At 38.7% G+C, this 18,838-nt stretch carries 16 protein-coding genes and 3 pseudogenes; 18 read left to right on the top strand and 1 reads right to left on the bottom strand.

Annotated elements, in window-relative coordinates:
* Window positions 1–200: 200 nt before the first annotated feature.
* From MKZ02_RS23095 to MKZ02_RS23080, 4 genes and pseudogenes are all read left to right on the top strand, one after another.
* A pseudogene (locus tag MKZ02_RS23095) lies at window positions 201–559 on the top strand (DUF3231 family protein).
* Window positions 560–594: 35 nt separating this feature from the next.
* Window positions 595–1,149, top strand: a complete 555-nt coding sequence (locus tag MKZ02_RS23090; RefSeq protein ID WP_340856779.1) for a recombinase family protein — start codon at window positions 595–597, stop codon at window positions 1,147–1,149.
* Window positions 1,146–1,352: a hypothetical protein gene (locus tag MKZ02_RS23085; protein WP_340856778.1), complete on the top strand. Its 207-nt coding sequence runs from the start codon at window positions 1,146–1,148 to the stop codon at window positions 1,350–1,352. The genes MKZ02_RS23090 and MKZ02_RS23085 overlap by 4 nt, the downstream gene beginning before the upstream one ends.
* 55 nt (window positions 1,353–1,407) lie before the next feature.
* Window positions 1,408–1,563 carry a hypothetical protein gene (locus tag MKZ02_RS23080; protein WP_340856777.1) on the top strand — a complete coding sequence of 52 codons (156 nt, stop codon included), beginning with the start codon at window positions 1,408–1,410 and terminating at the stop codon, window positions 1,561–1,563.
* 665 nt (window positions 1,564–2,228) lie between these two features.
* Here MKZ02_RS23080 and MKZ02_RS23075 read toward each other — a convergent pair.
* Window positions 2,229–2,432 (bottom strand): hypothetical protein, encoded by a 204-nt coding sequence (locus MKZ02_RS23075; RefSeq protein ID WP_340856776.1) that lies wholly within the window; start codon window positions 2,430–2,432, stop codon window positions 2,229–2,231.
* A gap of 941 nt (window positions 2,433–3,373) precedes the next feature.
* Between MKZ02_RS23075 and MKZ02_RS23070 the strand changes: the two genes are divergently transcribed.
* The 14 genes and pseudogenes from MKZ02_RS23070 to MKZ02_RS23005 all read left to right on the top strand — a co-directional run bounded on the left by MKZ02_RS23070 (window position 3,374) and on the right by MKZ02_RS23005 (window position 18,465).
* Entirely contained in the window at window positions 3,374–3,568 is a 195-nt protein-coding gene (locus MKZ02_RS23070; protein WP_340856775.1) for a hypothetical protein, read from the top strand.
* A 258-nt stretch (window positions 3,569–3,826) separates the two neighbouring features.
* Complete coding sequence (locus MKZ02_RS23065) at window positions 3,827–5,401, top strand: spore germination protein (protein WP_340856774.1); 1,575 nt, start codon at window positions 3,827–3,829, stop codon at window positions 5,399–5,401.
* A complete protein-coding gene (locus MKZ02_RS23060; RefSeq protein ID WP_340856773.1) occupies window positions 5,398–6,489 on the top strand; it encodes a GerAB/ArcD/ProY family transporter in 1,092 nt (363 codons plus the stop codon). Before MKZ02_RS23065 ends, MKZ02_RS23060 begins: the two co-directional genes overlap by 4 nt.
* The gene (locus MKZ02_RS23055) at window positions 6,486–7,724 is read left to right on the top strand and encodes a Ger(x)C family spore germination protein (RefSeq protein ID WP_340856772.1); all 1,239 of its coding nucleotides are present in this window, start codon (window positions 6,486–6,488) and stop codon (window positions 7,722–7,724) included. The genes MKZ02_RS23060 and MKZ02_RS23055 overlap by 4 nt, the downstream gene beginning before the upstream one ends.
* Before the next feature lie 106 nt (window positions 7,725–7,830).
* Entirely contained in the window at window positions 7,831–8,079 is a 249-nt protein-coding gene (locus tag MKZ02_RS23050; RefSeq protein WP_340856937.1) for a spore germination protein, read from the top strand.
* A 46-nt stretch (window positions 8,080–8,125) separates the two neighbouring features.
* On the top strand, window positions 8,126–8,902 hold the full coding sequence (locus MKZ02_RS23045) for a GerAB/ArcD/ProY family transporter (RefSeq protein WP_340856936.1): 777 nt from the start codon (window positions 8,126–8,128) through the stop codon (window positions 8,900–8,902).
* 935 nt (window positions 8,903–9,837) lie between these two features.
* Window positions 9,838–10,278: pseudogene (locus tag MKZ02_RS23040) on the top strand (nucleoside recognition domain-containing protein); the annotation flags it as partial.
* A gap of 63 nt (window positions 10,279–10,341) precedes the next feature.
* A protein-coding gene (locus MKZ02_RS23035; protein WP_445324345.1) for an IS3 family transposase occupies window positions 10,342–11,492 on the top strand; the annotation gives its coding sequence in 2 pieces (ribosomal slippage) (window positions 10,342–10,579 and window positions 10,579–11,492; 1,152 coding nt in all).
* Window positions 11,493–12,174: 682 nt separating this feature from the next.
* Window positions 12,175–13,695: an NADH dehydrogenase subunit 5 gene (locus MKZ02_RS23030; protein WP_340856770.1), complete on the top strand. Its 1,521-nt coding sequence runs from the start codon at window positions 12,175–12,177 to the stop codon at window positions 13,693–13,695.
* Window positions 13,696–13,709: 14 nt separating this feature from the next.
* Complete coding sequence (locus tag MKZ02_RS23025; protein WP_340856769.1) at window positions 13,710–16,331, top strand: DUF2309 domain-containing protein; 2,622 nt, start codon at window positions 13,710–13,712, stop codon at window positions 16,329–16,331.
* A 61-nt stretch (window positions 16,332–16,392) separates the two neighbouring features.
* A complete protein-coding gene (locus MKZ02_RS23020; RefSeq protein ID WP_340856768.1) occupies window positions 16,393–16,911 on the top strand; it encodes a carbonic anhydrase in 519 nt (172 codons plus the stop codon).
* 106 nt (window positions 16,912–17,017) lie between these two features.
* Window positions 17,018–17,386: a DUF2294 domain-containing protein gene (locus MKZ02_RS23015; protein ID WP_120038583.1), complete on the top strand. Its 369-nt coding sequence runs from the start codon at window positions 17,018–17,020 to the stop codon at window positions 17,384–17,386.
* A gap of 152 nt (window positions 17,387–17,538) precedes the next feature.
* Window positions 17,539–17,613, top strand: a pseudogene (locus tag MKZ02_RS23010) (DUF2200 domain-containing protein); the annotation flags it as partial.
* Window positions 17,614–18,141: 528 nt separating this feature from the next.
* The gene (locus tag MKZ02_RS23005; protein WP_340856767.1) at window positions 18,142–18,465 is read left to right on the top strand and encodes a hypothetical protein; all 324 of its coding nucleotides are present in this window, start codon (window positions 18,142–18,144) and stop codon (window positions 18,463–18,465) included.
* The last annotated feature ends 373 nt before the right edge of the window (window positions 18,466–18,838 follow it).

The raw sequence follows: 18,838 nt of genomic DNA, 5'->3' as shown, positions 1-18,838 counted from the left end.
ATTGATAATTTAAAACAAAGTTTGGTAATCCCTGTTATAAGGGTTTTGTTTTTGAGCTACGAAGACATTCGCTATTTACCCATAAATATAAAAAAGGTTAATCTCACTTATGATTCCTTTTCGCATTCTATATGTTGTTTTAGGGGCTCGTATATATTTTCCAATAAAGGACACATTTACACAATATTGGAGGTTGTACAATGAAAAGCAATCATAATCAAATGAGATTAACATCTACTGAAATGGGAAAACTTTGGGCAACTTATACAGGGAATACGATGGCCAAATGTGTTCTTAGTTACTTTCTTCAGCATATCGATGATAAAGATATCAAAAAAGTCGTAAAAAAGCCCTAAATCTATATGAGACGCTTATAGAAAATATTAAAGATATATTTATCCAAGAAAATTTTCCTGTGCCAATTGGGTTTACGGATGAAGATGTGAACTTAGGTGCTCCAAGGTTATTTTCAGATGAATTTTATCTTCATTACTTAAAAGAATTGACACTTATCTTCAGGTCCAGTAATATCAAAGTATGGCGGCGTGTCAAAACTTAGTGCCATAAATGAAGTCGAAAAGGGGCTGCTACATAATGAAATATGGGTATGCCAGAGTGAGTACAATTAGACAGGATCTTGAATTACAGATGCAAGCTTTAGAGAAAGAAGGCTGTGACAAGATCTTTTCTGAGAAGTTCACTGGGACGAAAGCAGATCGTCCGCAATTTCGAGAGTTATTAACTTTATTGGAGAAAGGAGATACTCTTGTCGTAACCAAATTGGATCGTTTCGCCAGGTCTACTGTTGACGCAATTCAGACTGTAAGAGAACTATTTGAAAAAGGTGTGAAGGTCCACATTTTGAATATGGGGTTGGTTGAAGATACACCGACTGGTCGCCTGGTATTTAACGTTATGAGTGCTTTTGCTGAATTTGAACGGGATATGATTGTAGAGCGTACGCAAGAGGGAAAAGCAATTGCTAAACAGCGTGAAGGCTTTAGAGAAGGCAGACCCAAGAAGTACAGCAAAAAACAATTAGAACATGCTTTAGATTTATTGAAACTTCACTCTTATAAAGAGGTTGAAGAGATAACGGGCATTTCCAAGAGTACATTAATACGGGCTAAAAAGAAGGTGACACAATGACACTAGAGGAATATAACCAGCGTTATGAAACAATCATTCAGGGAAATTTTTCAGATGAACAAAAAGATGAAATGCTGGCTTCTCTAATGACTGAGATGGAACAAGCATTTGATATACCCATCTTAAGGGATGAAGCATGGGAAGCTGCAAATAAAGATGTAGTTGCCTTATATCGAAAGGTTACTATGAGCAGGAAATTGTAAGATTTCTGCTTTCTCATACAAAAAATAAGGGGATAAACTATAGGGGGAAATGAATATGTCAGAGGAAATAGTGATATACCAGGGGAAATCTTATTCGGTCATACATAAATATAATTCAGGTTATTGGGAAATTAAGAGTATAGATAATCCTAACTTCGTTGAGTTGGTGAAGGAAGCGGATGTATCTAAAAAGACGTTAGATGAAGAATAAAGGATTTTATATACATGGATTTTTATACATGTACTTCATCTGAAAAAACTGTATTTTCAGGGCCAATTCCAGCCCTTTTCATCGTTTTAAGGCTATTACGCTTTAAAAGAATAGCGTCTAAGATACTGCGTATTCTCAACGAACTGTGCATTAAGTATTTTCTTTTTTCACGAACAATGTCATTATCTTTACTGATAATTTCCACGATTACTTATTTATGTACTTCTGATAAAATTAGTTGATTTTACTTTTCTTATTTGGAAGTAACATGACTGGTTTTACAGAACTATCAACGACTACTTTATTAGCTCAACTAACGTATAGTCCTTTATATATCATCACAGTAATAATTGCTCTTGGAGTGCTTATTTTCTTAAGACATAAAAAAGGCTACTTAATGTTCTTTTATAAATGTTGGGCTGTGATTGACATTGTCATTTATCTTCTAGCTATTTATTTTTATTTGTTGAAACTGAATTGATTCACAGTTTTATGTCTACTATTCATCATTCCCGGCTGTAATAACTAAGGTAAAAAATTACTGTCTAAGAAAACGAAAATCCGGATGAGAGTTTTTGTCGTAAATAAAAATAGTGAACAGAAAACCAACAAAGAAAAGAAGCATATATTTGAACATTTTCAGGAGCACAATAAGCCCTTTAGATCTAATATTTTTCGTTTTCTCCTTGTTTGTTTAGTAATTCTTTGTCTTTATCCAAATATGTAGCTAAATGCTGGGACAACAAACCATTCCCAAAAGAAAGAAGCATACTTTTCCAAGCTTCTGACACAGGCAGATAGACATTTGGATAAAACATGATATGTAAACTTATTAGTCCTCCGTACAAAATAAAAATCACGGAATCCATAATCAACATCCATTTGATCATTTTTTGAAGAATGTATTTTACCTCCTTCTGTAGCAAAAACGTTACGTAACTAGCATGTCCTTTATTTGGATTAGTTACTACAATTCGGCGCAAAAAAGGAAATTTTTTGGGTTTTTTGGGATAAAACGAGGAAAAGTAAGGACAATAAATGAACATAACATAAAAGAAACAACGCAATTACAACCTAACTTTATAAAGCACAATCGCTACTATTTCATGGAAGACATACGCTAAGAGCCTGTTCGGAAGGTATTAATTTAGTCAACATCTTATAATGAGAGAATTATAAGAAATTCCTCTATTTGTTACTCAGCGATCGCATAGAAGAGAACTTTTTTGAGGAATGAATATTTTTATTAAGGTATTTATCGAAAAAGAAATCATATCCTACATTGCTTCCTCGGCATCTATACCTGTTGCTATAAGTAAAAATCTTCTTTGAAATGTCAGAAGAACGATACCAATTAAAAGCTGGCAACGTTTGATTGCATAATAATTCCCGAAAATTTGAAATAGCTCCAGCAGAGTGGTTATTATACAGAAATCTCTGTGAAAAAGTGATTTAACTAGATATAGATTGAATAAGTTTTATGAGAATGAAACAACGAGAAAACTAAGCCATAGAAGTTGAAAGAAATATTGTTTTTTTGGAAACCTAAGGTATGTTTTCGCTTACACTATGGTTCTTAAGCAGGCTTTGAAGTTTTAGATGCTATAGGTAGCAATAAGTAGCAGACTTGAGCCTGCTTTTCATTTTTAGAGTAAATGGGTTTACCGATTATTGGGTTATTGGCAGTACGATTAAAAGGCACGGCAGGTCTTTTTTGATTTTTCCTTGATTGAGAATTTAACCTCTTGTTGAAGTAATGAATAAAAATACATATATTATATATACAACAATTTGGATTTGGGGGAATCTTTTGTCTTTATACGATCAGCTGCCAGACGATCTTTTAGCTGGCTTTTTTGTGAAAATCAACAAGAATATAAAAAAGAAGATTCTTTCAGAGGCGATGTATCTTGAGATCGCCCTCATTAAGGCAGCAGCTGAAAAACGGGGGCTTTCAGAACTGGATCTCCGAAGGGTTTATGTGAAACAGGTTCACTTTAAATAAAAAAATTGTAGACAAAACCCCTAAGTTTAGGGGCCTTTTTATTTGGAAAATTCCTTTCAATAATTTTAAGAGGAAAGGGAAAAACACTATGAGAATCACTAAGGCATTAAAAATTCGAATAAACAGTCTTTGTAAAGAAAAGGTTTGACGCTCATGCCTTCTGTTTATGTCCTTTCAATTTTTTGAATATGATGTATTTATTTTACCTGCTATGTCTATATTGACCATTATAGTCCATTTGGGTTGGAGGTCTTGATCGTGAGCCGTTTCAAAAAAAGACTTATTAAAATACAGGGTGAACCTCAAGCAAGAGATAAAGAACAAAAGAAGCCGATTCAAGATAAAAAGGGAAGTTTTTTTGAAGCACTCGCACTCAACACAGAGCGGTTTGAAGAATTGTTTCAATATCCCGCCAATGACGCCTTAAAGTTCAGAGAGATGCATATTCCGTCGATTAACCGTAAAGCGATGGTGTTGTTTGTCGCCGGAGCTGCTAACACAGATCAAATCAATGGACATGTTATCAAACCCTTGCTTGAGTCGTCGCTAAACATGAACTTGGGAAACAATCTTATTAATGAAATAAAGAATAATATTCTCACAATCGCAAGCGGAAAGAAAATCGCGACCTTTGATGAAGCAGTGAAACTATTGCTAAATGGCAATACGGTCATTTTAGTTGACGGCGAGAAGGAGGCCATTGTGGTAGACACCACCGGTTTTGAAAAGCGTTCCGTTTCCGAACCAACCAGCGAGATCGTCCTCCGAGGGCCGAAAAGCGCATTTGTGGAAGCAGCCGACGTCAACCGCTCGCTTATTCGCAGGCAGCTGAAGGATCACCGGCTTGTTTCCGAGACGGTAACGGTGGGCAGACAATCTCCTCAGGAAGTATCCATTTTATATCTTGATAACATTGTAGACAAGGCACTGGTGAAAAACATTAAAGACCGGCTCGCTCAGGTTGACAGGGATGCTGTTTTGACACTTTCTACATTGGAGGAACTGATTGAGGAAAGGCCTTATTCCTTATTCCCGTCCACCATGACAACGGAGCGCCCGGACCGGGCAAGTTCTTTTTTATTGGAGGGGCATGTTGTGTTACTGATGGATAATTCGCCCGATGCCCTAATCGCCCCCATCACATTTTGGTCACTTTTTCATACAGCTGAAGATCAATTTCTGAGGTGGGCATATGGAAACTTCGCCAGAATTATACGCCTGATTGCCTTATTTCTTGCATTGCTCATGCCAGCCATTTATCTAGCTATCACCACCTTTCATCCGGAAATGCTTCCGACGGACCTTCTGCTTGCCATCGCTGGGACAAGGGAACGGGTCCCATTTCCGACGCTGTGGGAGATGCTTTTGATGGAAGTCACCTTTGAAATATTGAGAGAGGCGGGCATCCGGGTGCCAAATCCGCTTGGGACAACGATCGGCATTGTGGGGGCTTTGATCCTCGGTCAGGCGGCCGTTCAGGCGAACCTGATCAGCCCTTTGCTGGTGGTCGTAATTGCCATCACGGGCCTTTCATCTTTTGCCATTCCTGATGTCGGCCTGAGTGTCATGCTACGCATACTGCGTTTTGGCTTTTTGATGGCCGCCCACTTTTTAGGGTTTGTCGGCATTGCTTTGGGATTTGCGGCATTGCTGGCCTATGCCACTTCTATAAAATCATTTGGCGTGCCCTTTTTTGCACCGCTTTCACCACATGAGCCGTCCTCTCACGATCTTTTTTTACGGCCGATTCTTAGAAGACAGTGGCTCCGCCCCTTGTCCATGAAGCCACAGGAGAAATTGAGGGCTAAATCCAGGGGAGGAAACCGTTCATGATACAGGTGTCGGACGAGAAGATTGGGACAAGGGAGTTTTATGCCATCCTGTATATCATGATGGCCATCAGGATCACCGATTCCACGCCTAATCTGCTTTTGGATAAAGGTATTAATGCTGCTTGGATGATGCCTATTATTTCTGCCGCTTTCTTACTTGGCCCGTTACTGTTGTTGTTGCGGCTGCTTAAAAAACATAACGCTGGTCTGCTGGAAATCCTTTTTGAACTGACAGGAACATTTTTTGGCCGTTTGATCACATTTGCCATGTTTTTGGCTGTTTTTTCATCAACTGCCATCAACAGCCGCAATTATGCGGATATACTCATTTCGATGTATTATCCGAACACCTCTGTCTTTTTTATATTAGTCGTCTTGGTTTTGACTGTATCTTTTTACATTGCTCACAGGGGGCTGGAGGCGATTGGCCAGGCGTCCTGGTTGATCGTACCCGTTTTTATGGTGACATCCTTGCTTCTCGTTGTGGCTATGATAAAAAAAATGAATTATCTTTTTATCTTTCCGATTGCCGGGTCCGGAGCCATGCAGTTGGTTAAAGGTGGTGCGGAATACAGCGCTTTTTTTGGGGACATTATTCTCGTTGGCGTCCTGTTTTCCCATGTAAGGACATTTGATGCTTATCAGAAAGCGGCTTTATGGGGATTTGGAGTATCCACTGTAAAAATGGCGCTTTATTTGGCTGTATATGTCATGATGTTTGATTATCCCGCCGTGCAGGATATAGCGTTTCCATATCATCATCTGACCAGGATGGCTATGATCGGGTCACTTGCCAATCACGTGGAAGCCATCTTTTTGGCCCTATGGTTTTTAGGGGCCGCTATCCATTTTGCTATTTACTTATATCTTTCTGCTCTCCTGCTCGGCAAGGTGATGAATTTCAAACCGTTTAATCGCCTCCTTTTTCCTTTAGCGGGATTGGCTGTTCTGCTGGGAGTGATGATGGAGAATACTTTTCAGGGATTTCAAGTCAGGGGACTTTTGCTTAAATCTAGTTCCAGCCTTTTCCTCCTCCTTCCAGTGGTTTTATGGGGAGTAGACTTGTTCAGAGGGAGGATAAAGAAATGAAATCCATTTGGTTGATGATGTTAGTCCTTTTTTTCACTTTTTTTCTGGCGGGATGCGGGGACCGTCAAGAGTTGGAAAGACAAGCTTTTGTGGTCGCCATCGGATTGGATAAAGGGGAAAAGGATCACCTGGTGGATGTCACATTCCAGATTGTCAACTCCCAGGTGAATACATCCCAGGTTGCAGAAGCTCAGAAGGAACCGCCATCGGATATTGTCACTGTCGCAGCACCTGATCTGCTATCTGCCAAAGAACTGGTACAGACCTCCCACTCCAGACAAATTACGTTCAGCCATTTGCAGACCGTTATTGTGGGAGAAAAGCTGGCAAGGGAGGATTTGTTTCGGCACATGATCGGATCGGCCATCATTGATCCAGAGATGAGGCGGGAGGCTCTGCTGATTATCTCAAAGGAAGAGGCAAGGAAGTTTATCCATGCGAACAAGCCGACGATGGAAACGCGCCCTCACAAATATTATGAGTTTATGGAAAACAGATGGAGGCATACAGGCTACGTTCCGCTATCCAATCTAAATGTCCTTTTTCAACGGAATAAGGAGGAGTTGTTTTTAGGGGTTTACGCAACAGCTGAAAGAGATGAGGAGGAAAAGACGGACGAAGATGCCTATTTGGCGGGAGACGTGCCACAAAAGTCAGGAGACCCTGTCCAAATGATCGGGTCAGCCGTCTTCCAGGACCGTATAATGATTGGAACATTGAACGGAGAGGAAACGAGAATTTCACTGCTGTTGCGAAGAAAAAACCTTACAAAGTCAATGATTGCTTCTTTTCCAGATCCCGTAAATGAGGACTACCGGATATCAGTTCGCCTTATGCAAAACGGGAATACAAAAATCAAAGTAAACACCAACCAAAAGCCGCCTAAAATCCATGCAGAAGTACCGATAAAACTACAAATCCTGTCTAATCCCGGTCTTGTGGATTATACCGTTCATGAAAAGAGGCAAGACGCCCTGAAAAGAAGCGTTAAAAAAGAGATGGAACAAGCGTCGGGATCTTTAATTAAAAAAATGCAAAACAAATTTAAAGGAGAGCCATTCGTGTGGTATGCAGAAGCCAGAAAAAACTTTTGGACCATGAAACAATTTGAAGAATACAAATGGGAAAAGCAGTTCCAACATGCCAAGGTCGATGTCCAATACCATGTCACGATTGAAAACTTCGGGGAACAAATACGTCCGCCTACCATAGAGAATCGTGAAAAAGATGACTGACGTGAGGTATCTACCTGGAGCCTCTATCCGATCTTGCGTCCGTCCGATTGAGGCTTTTATACCGTTGTTTTTGGATAGAATTAAATATACTTATTTATAATAAGGCATCAGAATTCGATTAGGGGCCGCTATAACTGAAGCAACCTTGGTATCTAATAGTATGATGATTACTATAGCTGCCGCATCTACTTCCAATTTTGCCATCCTCATCAATGGGATGAATGTGGTTATCCAGGTGATGAAGTATGCTCAATTAGTCATAGCGACTGTCGCTGAGATAGGCGGGCTGGCTTTGGGCTTTGTCATTTTAATGATGTATTTAACCCACATAAAACTTTACGGCGAGCCGCATTGAAAACTGTTTGTGCAAAGAAAAGAAAAGAGAAGGAAAGGATTTGGCCATGAACCGTTATTATTATTATTTGCTGGCAGTGAACATGTTCACTCATATGGTTACATCTGTTCCAATTGTTTTATACCAGGCCCGTAAAGAGGGGGCCATCGTCTCCATGATTTTCGCTCTCCTCATAGGAACAGTGATCATATACTGGCAGACACATATATTTACCCGTTTTCCCGAAAAAGGGTATCCGGAATTGCTGAAAGAATATATGTCCAAATGGATTGCCTTTCCATTGCTCGTCCTTACAGCCATCGTCTGGTTCATAGCGGGGCTCATTACTCTTATTACATATTCTGATCTCTTGAAAAGATTTTTGACGCCCGAAATGCCGGTTATCGGCATTCTCGTACTCCTATTACTGTTTGTCTCATTTGGCATATTGATGAATTCCAAAAGTGTGCTGTATACGATCGAAATTGTGCTTCTTCTAAGCATTCCCTTTACAATTTTTATTTTTACCAAAATGTATTTCGATGAAGGCATGAATTGGGATTTTGTGAAGGAGGCAATGACATACGTTGTGAGCATGCCAGATTACTCGTCATTTTCCGCAGCCATTTATGTTATTCTCGGACCGGCTAATTTGATTGTGTTTAACCGTGTGTTTGCCAGAAAACAAAAAATAAATTGGAAGTATGCAATTGTGATAGGGCTAACTGGCGCTTTGGCCTTATTTACTTCGTACTTCATCCCCATTGGCTTTCAAGGTTTCATGAACATGGATGTGCTTGTTCACCCCTGGCTTGTTACCGCCGATTCGATCCGGATGAAGTAGGGATTCATCGAGCGTGTATTATTTCTGTTCGTTATATTGAATCTGGCTATTTCTTTTTTGAGCATTCTCATTCATTGGCACGTGGCAACAGAACTCTTAAAAAGCATAATTCGGTTTAAAAATCTGGAGTGGAAAGGCTATAATCTGACCCCGTGGATATTTGTAGCCTCTTTTGGGATTGGCAGTCTTGTCATCGTCCCTCGTTTAACGGAATATGAAGTGCATCTATACACAAGATATGCACTGAACTTCGTATTTCCGGCTATAATTGTGATTTTGATGAGCCTTTTGTGGGTAAGAAGGAGGGCACGGTTGTGACTGAAAAATTTCATTTGCATTAATCTATATTGTCTTGCAAAAATACAACTTTTCTTTTCAATTTCTTTCCGGACTCCTTGCTTCACAGTTTGTGTCTACTATTTATCACTTTGATTTACAAGAATTGCACTGCATAAAATCCCGCTTTTTTATTCAGCCACCAGGCTGATTTGAGGGCTGGAAACCTTGTTAAATCAACAATGTAAAATCATGTATATAGAAGAAGGAGAAATATAAAGAAAACCCCTTGTCGGATAAGGGGGTTCTTCGTGCGAGAGCTTCCTTTTTTTGTGATTATGTCAACTAAGTTTGTATATGGTATTCATGTGTTTAGGATTTTAATGAATTAGTAAGCAGGTTAGTGTAAAAGAGAACAGGGAGACAGTAGCGTTACTGACACCAACTACATTTCTCTTTTAATAGAGTTTGCCTTGCGGTCTACAACAAGAACCCTGTGATTACCCCAATAAGGTTGAAAATAAAAACCACAGTTTATGTTTTAGTGAATTAGTGGTACGCTATTACGTTCTAATTGAAATTCTACTAAAATATAGTTTTTATAAGATAACTATCTCTAATTATGAATTACAAGTAGAAACCTTTGAGGAGGAAAGGTATTGCTCTATTCCAAACTTAAAACAATTTTTATTGCTTTAATTATAACTACTTTAACTGTCTCAATTATTTCCTTCCCGAAAGAATCTGTGAATGCTTTTGTAAGGGGTCTTGAAATGTGGTGGGGAATTGTGTTTCCAGCACTTTTCCCTTTTTTTGTTATGACCGAACTACTTATAACCTTTGGAGTAGTTAGATTTTTAGGAGTATTATTAGAACCTTTAATGAGACCTTTTTTTAAAGTTCCAGGGGAAGGCGGATTTATATGGATAATGGGGATGGTCTCCGGTTTTCCTATGGGTGCAAAATTGACTGCAAGACTAAGAAAGGAAGGACGATTAACACGAGTTGAAGCAGAAAGATTAATTTCATTTACAAATTCACCAAATCCTCTTTTTATTTTTGGAGCAGTAGCCGCATCTTTTTTTAATAATGTGGAGTTAGTATAGTTTCATGGACACAGTTTAATTAAGTCCTTACAATTATTTTGAGAAGATGTGTCCGAATTGGAACGTAAGCCTACAGGCAAAAAATATAATGATGACTTTAAGAAAACGATTGTGGATTTATATCATTCCGGCAGCTCAGTTAAAGAATTAAGCAGCGAATGTGGCGTATCAGAAGTAACGATTTATAAATGGGTGAAAGACTTTACCCCTATCAGTTCAGAGAAAGAGGCCCCAACACCGAAAGAGTTAGCGGATATTCAGAAAGAAAACCTTCGGTTAAAACAGGAGGTAGAAATCTTAAAAAAGGCTATGGCCATATTCGCGAAAAAGTAACCGAAGCAGAGCTTAACGATTTTATCGAGGAATACAAAGATCAATACCCTATCCAGAAAATGTGCGAAGTACTGGCCGTGCCAAGAAGCAGCTACTATGATTCCCTTGAAAAAACGACGTCAAAGCGTGAACTGGAAAACCGGGAACTCACGAAGGAAATCCAACGGATTCACCTGGAAAGTAAGGCTCGTTATGGAGCTCCTAAAATTCATAAAACTTTATTAAACAGAGGGTTTTTCCTAAGCCTAAAGCGCGTCCAGCGCCTAATGAAAAAGGCCGATATCCGTTCGATTACCAAGAAGAAGTACCGTCCCTGTCCCTCAAAGGAAAAGGTTGCACAGCTGGACAATTTTTTAAAGCGGGACTTCTCTACCTGCACAATCAATGAAAAGTGGGTGGCGGATATTACCTATATTCCTACGGTAAGAGATGGCTGGTGCTATTTGGCCTCTGTATTGGATCTGCACGCGAAAAAAATCGTTGGCTATTCTTTTTCTCGTTCTATGACATCAGAATTGGTGATCGAAGCACTTCAAAACGCCTGTTTTTCTCAAAAGCCCCGAAAGGGCTTCATTCTTCATACCGATCTTGGCTCACAATATACCAGCAGTGAGTTTACTCAGTATGTTCAGAAACAAGGAATCAAGCAGTCTTTCAGCCAGAAAGGCTGTCCTTATGATAATGCCTGTATAGAGTCGTTTCACGCTATATTAAAAAAAGAAGAAGTTTATCATACGCAATACACAGACTACTGGACAGCAAAGCTGGCTATGTTTCAGTTTATAGAAGGCTGGTATAACCGAAACAGAATTCATAGCAGCATTGGTTATCAGACACCTCAATCTATTGAGGATCAAATTAGAAAGACAGCTTAAGACTTAACTTTTTTGTGTCCAAATTATTGACTCAAATCCACTCTGCAGTAAACCACTTTTTGATAAGTCTGTAAAGGAATACGCTAAGCTAAAACGATAGTTTGCAAAACATATTATTTATTAAAAAAGGAATGGATACTTTATTCTACGTATCCCAACATCCTAAGCTGGGTCCTATTAAACTAGTGTAGGAAGACTTTCCTATTGACAGTTTTTAAAATATGGCATAAATTATACTTAACTTAATAATCGACAAATGTTATTTCTGTCCCTTTTAAATAATTAGGCCTTTAGCATTCTTTTAATATTTAATATTGACTGGATGAAAAAGCATCCTAATATAAACAAGGAACAGTCACATAAATTAATTTATTTCATCCTCAATAGATTAAATTAAAGTGATACCGATGTCTTCTTTAGAAGGAAATTAAAACATAAGTTAAAATGACCTATAAAAGGTAGCACTTCAAAAAACTTTGCTGAAGTTAGTTGAAGTGAAGCCGACAACTTTAATAGTTCAATGATTGAAAATTATCATTGAACTATCAAAGCTGTCGGTTTTTTTATTGGAAAAATAACATGTAACTAGCAAAAAAAACTGCATGAAATTATCGAAAAAATATCGCCTGAATTAAAAGGACTTCTTGTACGTTAACACTGCTTAAAAAAGGGAGAATATGAGATGTTAGTTTCGCTGAATTTGTCATCATTGTTAACATTATTTTTTGTTGCGCTTATTGCTTCTGGGCTAAGTGGACTATTGTTTTTACATCCACGGATACCCTTGAGTTTTGTTCGCATTCATATTAGTGTCGTGGCTTTACCGGCTTTGATTTCCTTGGTGGCTCTTGCTAATAGTAGTGTAAATGGAAATGTGGGTCCTTGGTACTTGGATTCCTTAGCTTGGTTAATGGCTTTCTTTGTTCTTACAATTGGTTTAATCATTCAGCGTTTTTCTGTACGTTACTTAATGGGAGATCGCCATTATCGTAAGTATTTTACCCTTTTTACATTCACTACAGGTGTTACTTCAACTGCATGGTTAAGTGCGGATCTCCGCTTGATGGTCATATGTTGGGGAGCAACTCTCCTCTGGTTAACCTTGCTGATAAGGTTAAATAGTGCTTGGAAAGTAACGAATGAAGCAGCCAAGGTTGCTGGCCGATTATTTATATTAAGTTGGTTTTCTTTGTTGTTTGCGATGATTTGGCTTTTTCAAGTCACAGGTCAATGGCAGTTACCATTAGCTCTAACAAATGACAGTTTGGCTCAACTTGCACCATGGGAAAGAACAGGGATTAATTTATTGATTATATTAGCAGTGGTAATTCCTGCAGCTCAGTGGCCTTTCCAACGGTGGTTAATTGAGTCTGCTGTTGCCTCGACTCCTGTTTCAGCGATAATGCACGCAGGTTTAGTAAATGCAGGCGGGATTATGCTAACTCGATTTTCCCCTCTCTTTGATAGGGACATAGCTTCGGTTGTGTTACTTATTCTTGCCAGTATTTCTGTATTGATTGGATCGGGAATTAGTTTAGTTCAGGTCGATTATAAACGTCAGTTAGTAGGCTCGACGATCGGACAAATGGGATTCATGCTTATTCAGTGTGCATTAGGTGCGTATATTGCAGCTATTATGCATCTTATTTTACATGGTTTGTTCAAGGCTACGCTGTTTTTACAGTCTGGTTCGGCGGTGCGCCGTTACGAAGTGTCCCCTCGCGTTGTTAATGAACACTCATCCTATTTATGGATCATTGCTGGCCGGTCTTTAGGCTTAGTTGTAGGGGTTGCTTTTTGGCTCACGACTCCTGGAGAGGGGTATCAATTGATTAGTGCCTTAATCTTAGGGTGGTCATTGTCCGTTTCTTGGACACAGCTCGTGGCTTTTGGAGAGGGGAGAATTGGTCGAATTACTGGCTTATCACTTTTAGGAGGAGTGGCCCTCGTTTATTTTATCATTCATAACCTCTTCTATAAGTGGTTGCATACAACCGTTTTTCAGAGTGCTCAACCTCCGATATCAGTTGTTGTCATTGTTGTATGTCTCTTACTATTTGGTAGTGCAATAGGTAAGTGGGTTGCTCGTAATCGTTCTTCTGTTTCCTTCGCAGTACTCTATCTTTGGTTAGTACGGTTAAGTGAAGCGAAACCAAAGTCAGTAGAAAGTCATCCAAACTACCTTAAACAATATTTATCATAAGGAGGCGATCAGTGATGGGTGTATCTGTATTAACGAAGGAACATTTTAAAATAAAAGATACAAATAGTGATTTTCAAGAAAGTGATATTAACGTTTTAATTGAAGCAGCTAGCCAAGTGATTGCACCGCTTGGGCCTATTTCTACCTTTGCAGCGCGTAGTCCGTGGCTGGGACTTGAAAAGCAATCTTTTGACCAGGTTGCAGGTTGGTTAAAAACTACTCGTGATATTGATATATACCCTAGTGCCTCTATGATTCTTTCGGCGAAGAATAAGGGAGAGATTGATGAAGCTTATGTGGAAATGGGGCTGCAGCATTGGCTTGATTCACATCCATTTAACATCCCACAAGATGTGGCAGAGCAATTTTGCCGTGCCGCACTAAAATTAGATCCACTACCTTCTACCCTTTTGTCATCACCTAAACTGGAGCAGTTAGCAGATGAGTTTAGTGGATGGAAGAGGGACAACATCGAAAATTCTTCAATGCAACCAATAAGTTCGCAGATAGAAAATCAAGATGGGGAAAGATTAGTCGATATTCTTGATCATCATGTCATCAAGTGGTGCAAATTATTTCTTGATGACTCTCAGGCAGGTTGGACAATGCCAAATCGTGAGGAAGGTTTCTATCGTGCTTGGAAGCGTCTCATTCAATATGATCCAGCTCTTGGCAAAAAGCAGCGTGAAAGTTTAAAAGATTGGCCGCAAGAGGCACATTTGGCTTTGCAAGAAGCATTGTTCGCACTAGAAATTCCCGAATCAGACATACAGGCTTATCTTGAAAGTCATTTACTTTCCTTACCTGGATGGGCAGGCATGATGCTTTGGCGTTCTCGACAATCGAGCCATGAGCAGGCACTCCTAATAGACTATTTAGCGGTTCGAATTTCTATGGAGTGGGCACTTATCAAGCCTTACTTCCCTTTGGCCAATCAACGATCGGAGAAAAAAATCTCAGTTGCTCCCCTTTTAGCATCTTGGATTCATTGGGGGAACCTTACAATCGATGAATGGTCACAGATGTCAGCGGCTGAACAAAGCGAATATTTATCATTTGCTTATCGTTTTGATGAGAAGTTTCGCAGGAAACTTTGGTTAGCAGCTTGGGAACAAACCTACACAGATCAATTAAGTCAGAAGATTATCTCTAAACAATGTGAGACCGACAATAAAAAATCTGTATTAGCCCAATTGGCATTTTGCATTGATGTACGATCAGAGCCTTTTCGTCGTCAACTTGAAAAAGAAGGTCCGTTTGAGACGATTGGAATTGCCGGTTTCTTTGGCTTACCGATTGCAACTAGTGAACTCGGGTGTAATCACAGTCATGCTTCCTTGCCGGTTATCCTAAAGCCTCAACATCAAATAAAAGAGTCTGCAGATGAAAATGAATTCAAATCATATCAACAGCGTAAACAGACAGTTAATTCCTTAAGCTCTACATTTAAAATGATGAAACAGAATGTACTTTCGAACTTACTTTTACCTGAGCTAAGTGGACCTTGGCTTAGTCTACAAATGGTAGCACGTAGTTTTATGCCTAAGGGAGCAGATCGTTTTATTCATAAGCTTCATGAGACTTGGTTACGTAAACCTAATACAACGCTCTCACTTAATCATGTTCCTAATACAGAAGCGGAGATGCCTGTTGGTTTTTCAGAAGAAGAAAAAGTGGCTTATGCACGCCAAGCTCTGAAAATGATGGGGTTAACAAAGAATTTCGCGCCATTAGTCGTAATATGTGGACATGGCAGTAAAAGTACCAACAATCCCTATGCTGCGGCTCTCGACTGCGGTGCCTGCGGAGGGGCGGCAGGTGGATTCAACGCTAGAGTTCTAGCTACTTTATGCAATCTTCCTGAAGTAAGAGAAACACTTTCTTCTGAAGGAATTAAAATCCCTGAGGACACCGTTTTCGCAGCCGCTGAGCATAAAACAACGGTGGATGAATTACACTGGATTTATGTTCCTGAGCTTTCCGAGGCTGCTAAAGAAGCCTTTGATCGTATCGAAGCTATTATGCCGAAAGTGAGCCATAATGCAAATGCAGAACGTCTAGCCCAATTACCGAACATCCATAAAAAATTTAAAAATCCGAAGGCGGAGGCACACCGATTTGCGAAAGATTGGAGTGAGGTACGTCCGGAATGGGGACTAGCTCGCAATGCCGCTTTTATTATCGGTCAACGTGAATTAACTAAAGGTTGTGACTTGGAAGGTAGAGCCTTCCTTCATAATTATGATTGGAATCAGGATGAACAGGGTGATATCCTAGCTAACATCATTGCAGGACCAGGAACGGTGGCCCAATGGATTAATCTTCAATATTACGCTTCAACAGTAGCACCTCATTATTATGGCAGCGGAAATAAAGCAACTCAAACCGTTACAGCGGGTCTCGGTGTTATGCAGGGAAATGCAAGTGACTTGTTAGCCGGACTGCCTTGGCAATCCGTTATGCAATCAGATCACGAGGTTTATCATTCTCCTCTTCGTTTGCTGATTGTCATCCAAGCACCTAGCAAATATATAGAAAGATTATTAAATAATGACTCCGGGTTTCGAGAAAAAGTTCAAAATGGATGGGTTCGACTTGCTAGTATTGATTCCAACGGACGTTGGGAAAACTGGTAACTGCTATTAACTGTTTGCTGCTTAATCAGCAAATTATAAGCATAGAGAAGGGGTGTATTATATGAATTTAGATAAAAACCAAAAAGCATTATTTTTAACGGACATGGAAAACGAGTTGGAGCCTATTTTACAAGAAGTGACTAATATTCGGCCAGAAAACATGCTGACTATACAATGCTATGGTCCTGTCATTTCCAATCCTTATGGAGATATAATGAGGTCGGTTATTATTGCTATTTATCAGGAAAATGTTGAGGAGATTTTTGTTGTAGGGACAAAAGATAGGGAGACTGCCTCGGTTAATGCACTTACTCAACTTGATTCAATGAAAGACAAAATACAAACATTGGATTATCTTTTTCAAAATAGCAGACCTGAATATCCGGGTGGTACAGTTAATGAGTGGCTAAATGGAAAAGAAAATGGTAGTGACAATATCGAAAACTGTGTGAATACGATTCATCATCATCCATTAGTGCCGTCATATGTTAAAGTTCGAGGTTTAATAGTTAATACTAAAGATGAAAAGTTCTCAATTGCTGAGGTTCCTATTAATAAAACAGCGTCAACGCTTACCTAATCATCATTTAGTATCTTGGGGTGGAGGAGGGAGGATCTTGGTCTCCCTCTAGGAATAGCTAGTGAAATAAAAAATAATTTTTTGTTCTGTAGGAGATGTGAAATTTATGAAAACATCCAAAGGTTCTTATGAATCTGAGATAAGTAAGGCAATTACTCAATGGGAAAAGGACTTTCTTGGGCGTGGATCTGTATCTGTTAAAACAGATATATTACGGGATATGATAATTGTGAATTTACAAGGCATTTTAACACCAGCTGAATATACCGTTTGTGAAACAAAAGAAGGACTGTTAACTATAAAGAAAACCCGTTCGGAATTAGTTGAATCAGGTATAGAAGATCTCAAGGATATTATACTAACTATTACCGGAGAAAAAGTAAAAAGCTTTCATACTGATATAAGCTCACGTACAGGTGAGCGAGTAATGATATTTAGATTGTTTAATGATCTCGAGAAAAAAATTTTAATGTAAAGAAATACAGGGGTGTCACCTTGAGGGTTATACTATTTTAGTAAACAATACATATCATAATGCCTGCGATAACGATTCGAGCAAAGTTAAGGGCTGAAATACATTGGTTATTCTAATGTTTTAATATATAAATGACCTTGTTAACGGGGTAGAAAATCATCCGCTGGTTGACAGGGAATAGCCAGGAAGAGTTAGAAGCGCAATTGGAAAAACAGACAGACAACGAAATAAGATCACGAAAATGATCGAACTTGATTGCTGTAAGGGGGATTTTTTGATTCTACCCGTGCGTAAAAGTACACTTTTACACAAAAATCATTTTTAGTATGCGTAAGCAACTGAGGGGAAAAGGCTCAGATCTTTTGTAATGTGGCTTTGAAATAAAGTTCGATCATTTATAAAAAAGTCTGATCGTTTATAATGAAGTTTAATTATTTTTAAAAAAGTTTGATCAAAAATCCTGTATTGAAATGCAGGGTTTTTTCTTGTTCCGCAATCAGGCCATATTTTGGAGTAGAACTAAAAAACGTTCTCACATCATACTTTGGGGACATTCTATAAAGCAGCTAAGATTACTACACAGTTTTGGCTGCTTTTTACTTCAATTAGTAAGCATCGCTTTGACGTTCAGAGATAATAAAGTAGTATAATTCTTATTGAACTAACGAAGCGGATTAGGGATAATATCACTATTTTGTAGTATTGTGGAGAGAGAGAACTGAATTAATCAATTTAAGGTAAAGAAGGAGATTATGATGAAAATAAATTTAATGATTTTTATATCATCCATAAAAGAACAAAAAGAAAACAATATCGGAGAAATAGTTATAAAAACATTTGAATCTAACACTCGTCCTGTAAAAGGGGATATTTTAGATGATCCAGGATTCCATCCAGGATTTCATAATGGATATGAAGTTGTTAAGGTTACAATGAATTATGCTTTAAATGAATGCTGGGTTTCACTATCCCCCCTTGAGTTAGAAAGGGAAGAAATCGAGATAGAGACTTATATAGAGAGACTTAAAGTAAACGGTTGGTGTATTGTGTCAAAAGAAGAAATTAGAAAAAAGAATTAAAAATTTAGAAAAGAGTGTGTGAAGATTTGTACTTTAGCTTACTCGGGCTTTAGTTGAATAACGACCTTCAACAAACGGGCGCTATTTTTTGAATAAACCTTATATTTTTTTAAACGAATCTATTACCATATTTTTTAGTATAGTGAAGTATCTTATATCAAAATTAAACAACTATATTTTTACCCCATCCTAAATTCAGGACGGGGGTATGCTTGTTTGGCTTTTTAAATTACTTTATCGTCTTTTTACATTTTAGCCGTCCGAAGACTCAGAAAACAGAAGAATTTAAAAAATTGCATCATCGATGGAAAGCAGGGGAGATAGTACAGACGCCTATGTTGAAAATGTTAAAGCCCCAAATAAGATTCCCCAA

It is taken from the genome of Pseudobacillus sp. FSL P4-0506 (genome assembly GCF_038003025.1).
Taxonomy (GTDB): Bacteria; Bacillota; Bacilli; order Bacillales; family Domibacillaceae; genus Pseudobacillus.
Note: the sequence above shows the minus strand (reverse complement) of the source record. Positions and strands in the feature narration are given on the sequence as shown.

Bases quoted from the DNA above. Each gene is read 5' to 3' on its own strand.
- MKZ02_RS23020 (WP_340856768.1), top strand. From the start codon at position 16,393: ATGAATTTAGATAAAAACCAAAAAGCATTATTTTTAACGGACATGGAA.
- MKZ02_RS23045 (WP_340856936.1), top strand. From the start codon at position 8,126: ATGAACCGTTATTATTATTATTTGCTGGCAGTGAACATGTTCACTCAT.
- MKZ02_RS23030 (WP_340856770.1), top strand. From the start codon at position 12,175: ATGTTAGTTTCGCTGAATTTGTCATCATTGTTAACATTATTTTTTGTT.
- MKZ02_RS23075 (WP_340856776.1), bottom strand. From the start codon at position 2,432: ATGGATTCCGTGATTTTTATTTTGTACGGAGGACTAATAAGTTTACAT.
- MKZ02_RS23055 (WP_340856772.1), top strand. From the start codon at position 6,486: ATGAAATCCATTTGGTTGATGATGTTAGTCCTTTTTTTCACTTTTTTT.
- MKZ02_RS23080 (WP_340856777.1), top strand. From the start codon at position 1,408: ATGTCAGAGGAAATAGTGATATACCAGGGGAAATCTTATTCGGTCATA.
- MKZ02_RS23060 (WP_340856773.1), top strand. From the start codon at position 5,398: ATGATACAGGTGTCGGACGAGAAGATTGGGACAAGGGAGTTTTATGCC.
- MKZ02_RS23025 (WP_340856769.1), top strand. From the start codon at position 13,710: ATGGGTGTATCTGTATTAACGAAGGAACATTTTAAAATAAAAGATACA.
- MKZ02_RS23090 (WP_340856779.1), top strand. From the start codon at position 595: ATGAAATATGGGTATGCCAGAGTGAGTACAATTAGACAGGATCTTGAA.
- MKZ02_RS23015 (WP_120038583.1), top strand. From the start codon at position 17,018: ATGAAAACATCCAAAGGTTCTTATGAATCTGAGATAAGTAAGGCAATT.
- MKZ02_RS23085 (WP_340856778.1), top strand. From the start codon at position 1,146: ATGACACTAGAGGAATATAACCAGCGTTATGAAACAATCATTCAGGGA.
- MKZ02_RS23005 (WP_340856767.1), top strand. From the start codon at position 18,142: ATGAAAATAAATTTAATGATTTTTATATCATCCATAAAAGAACAAAAA.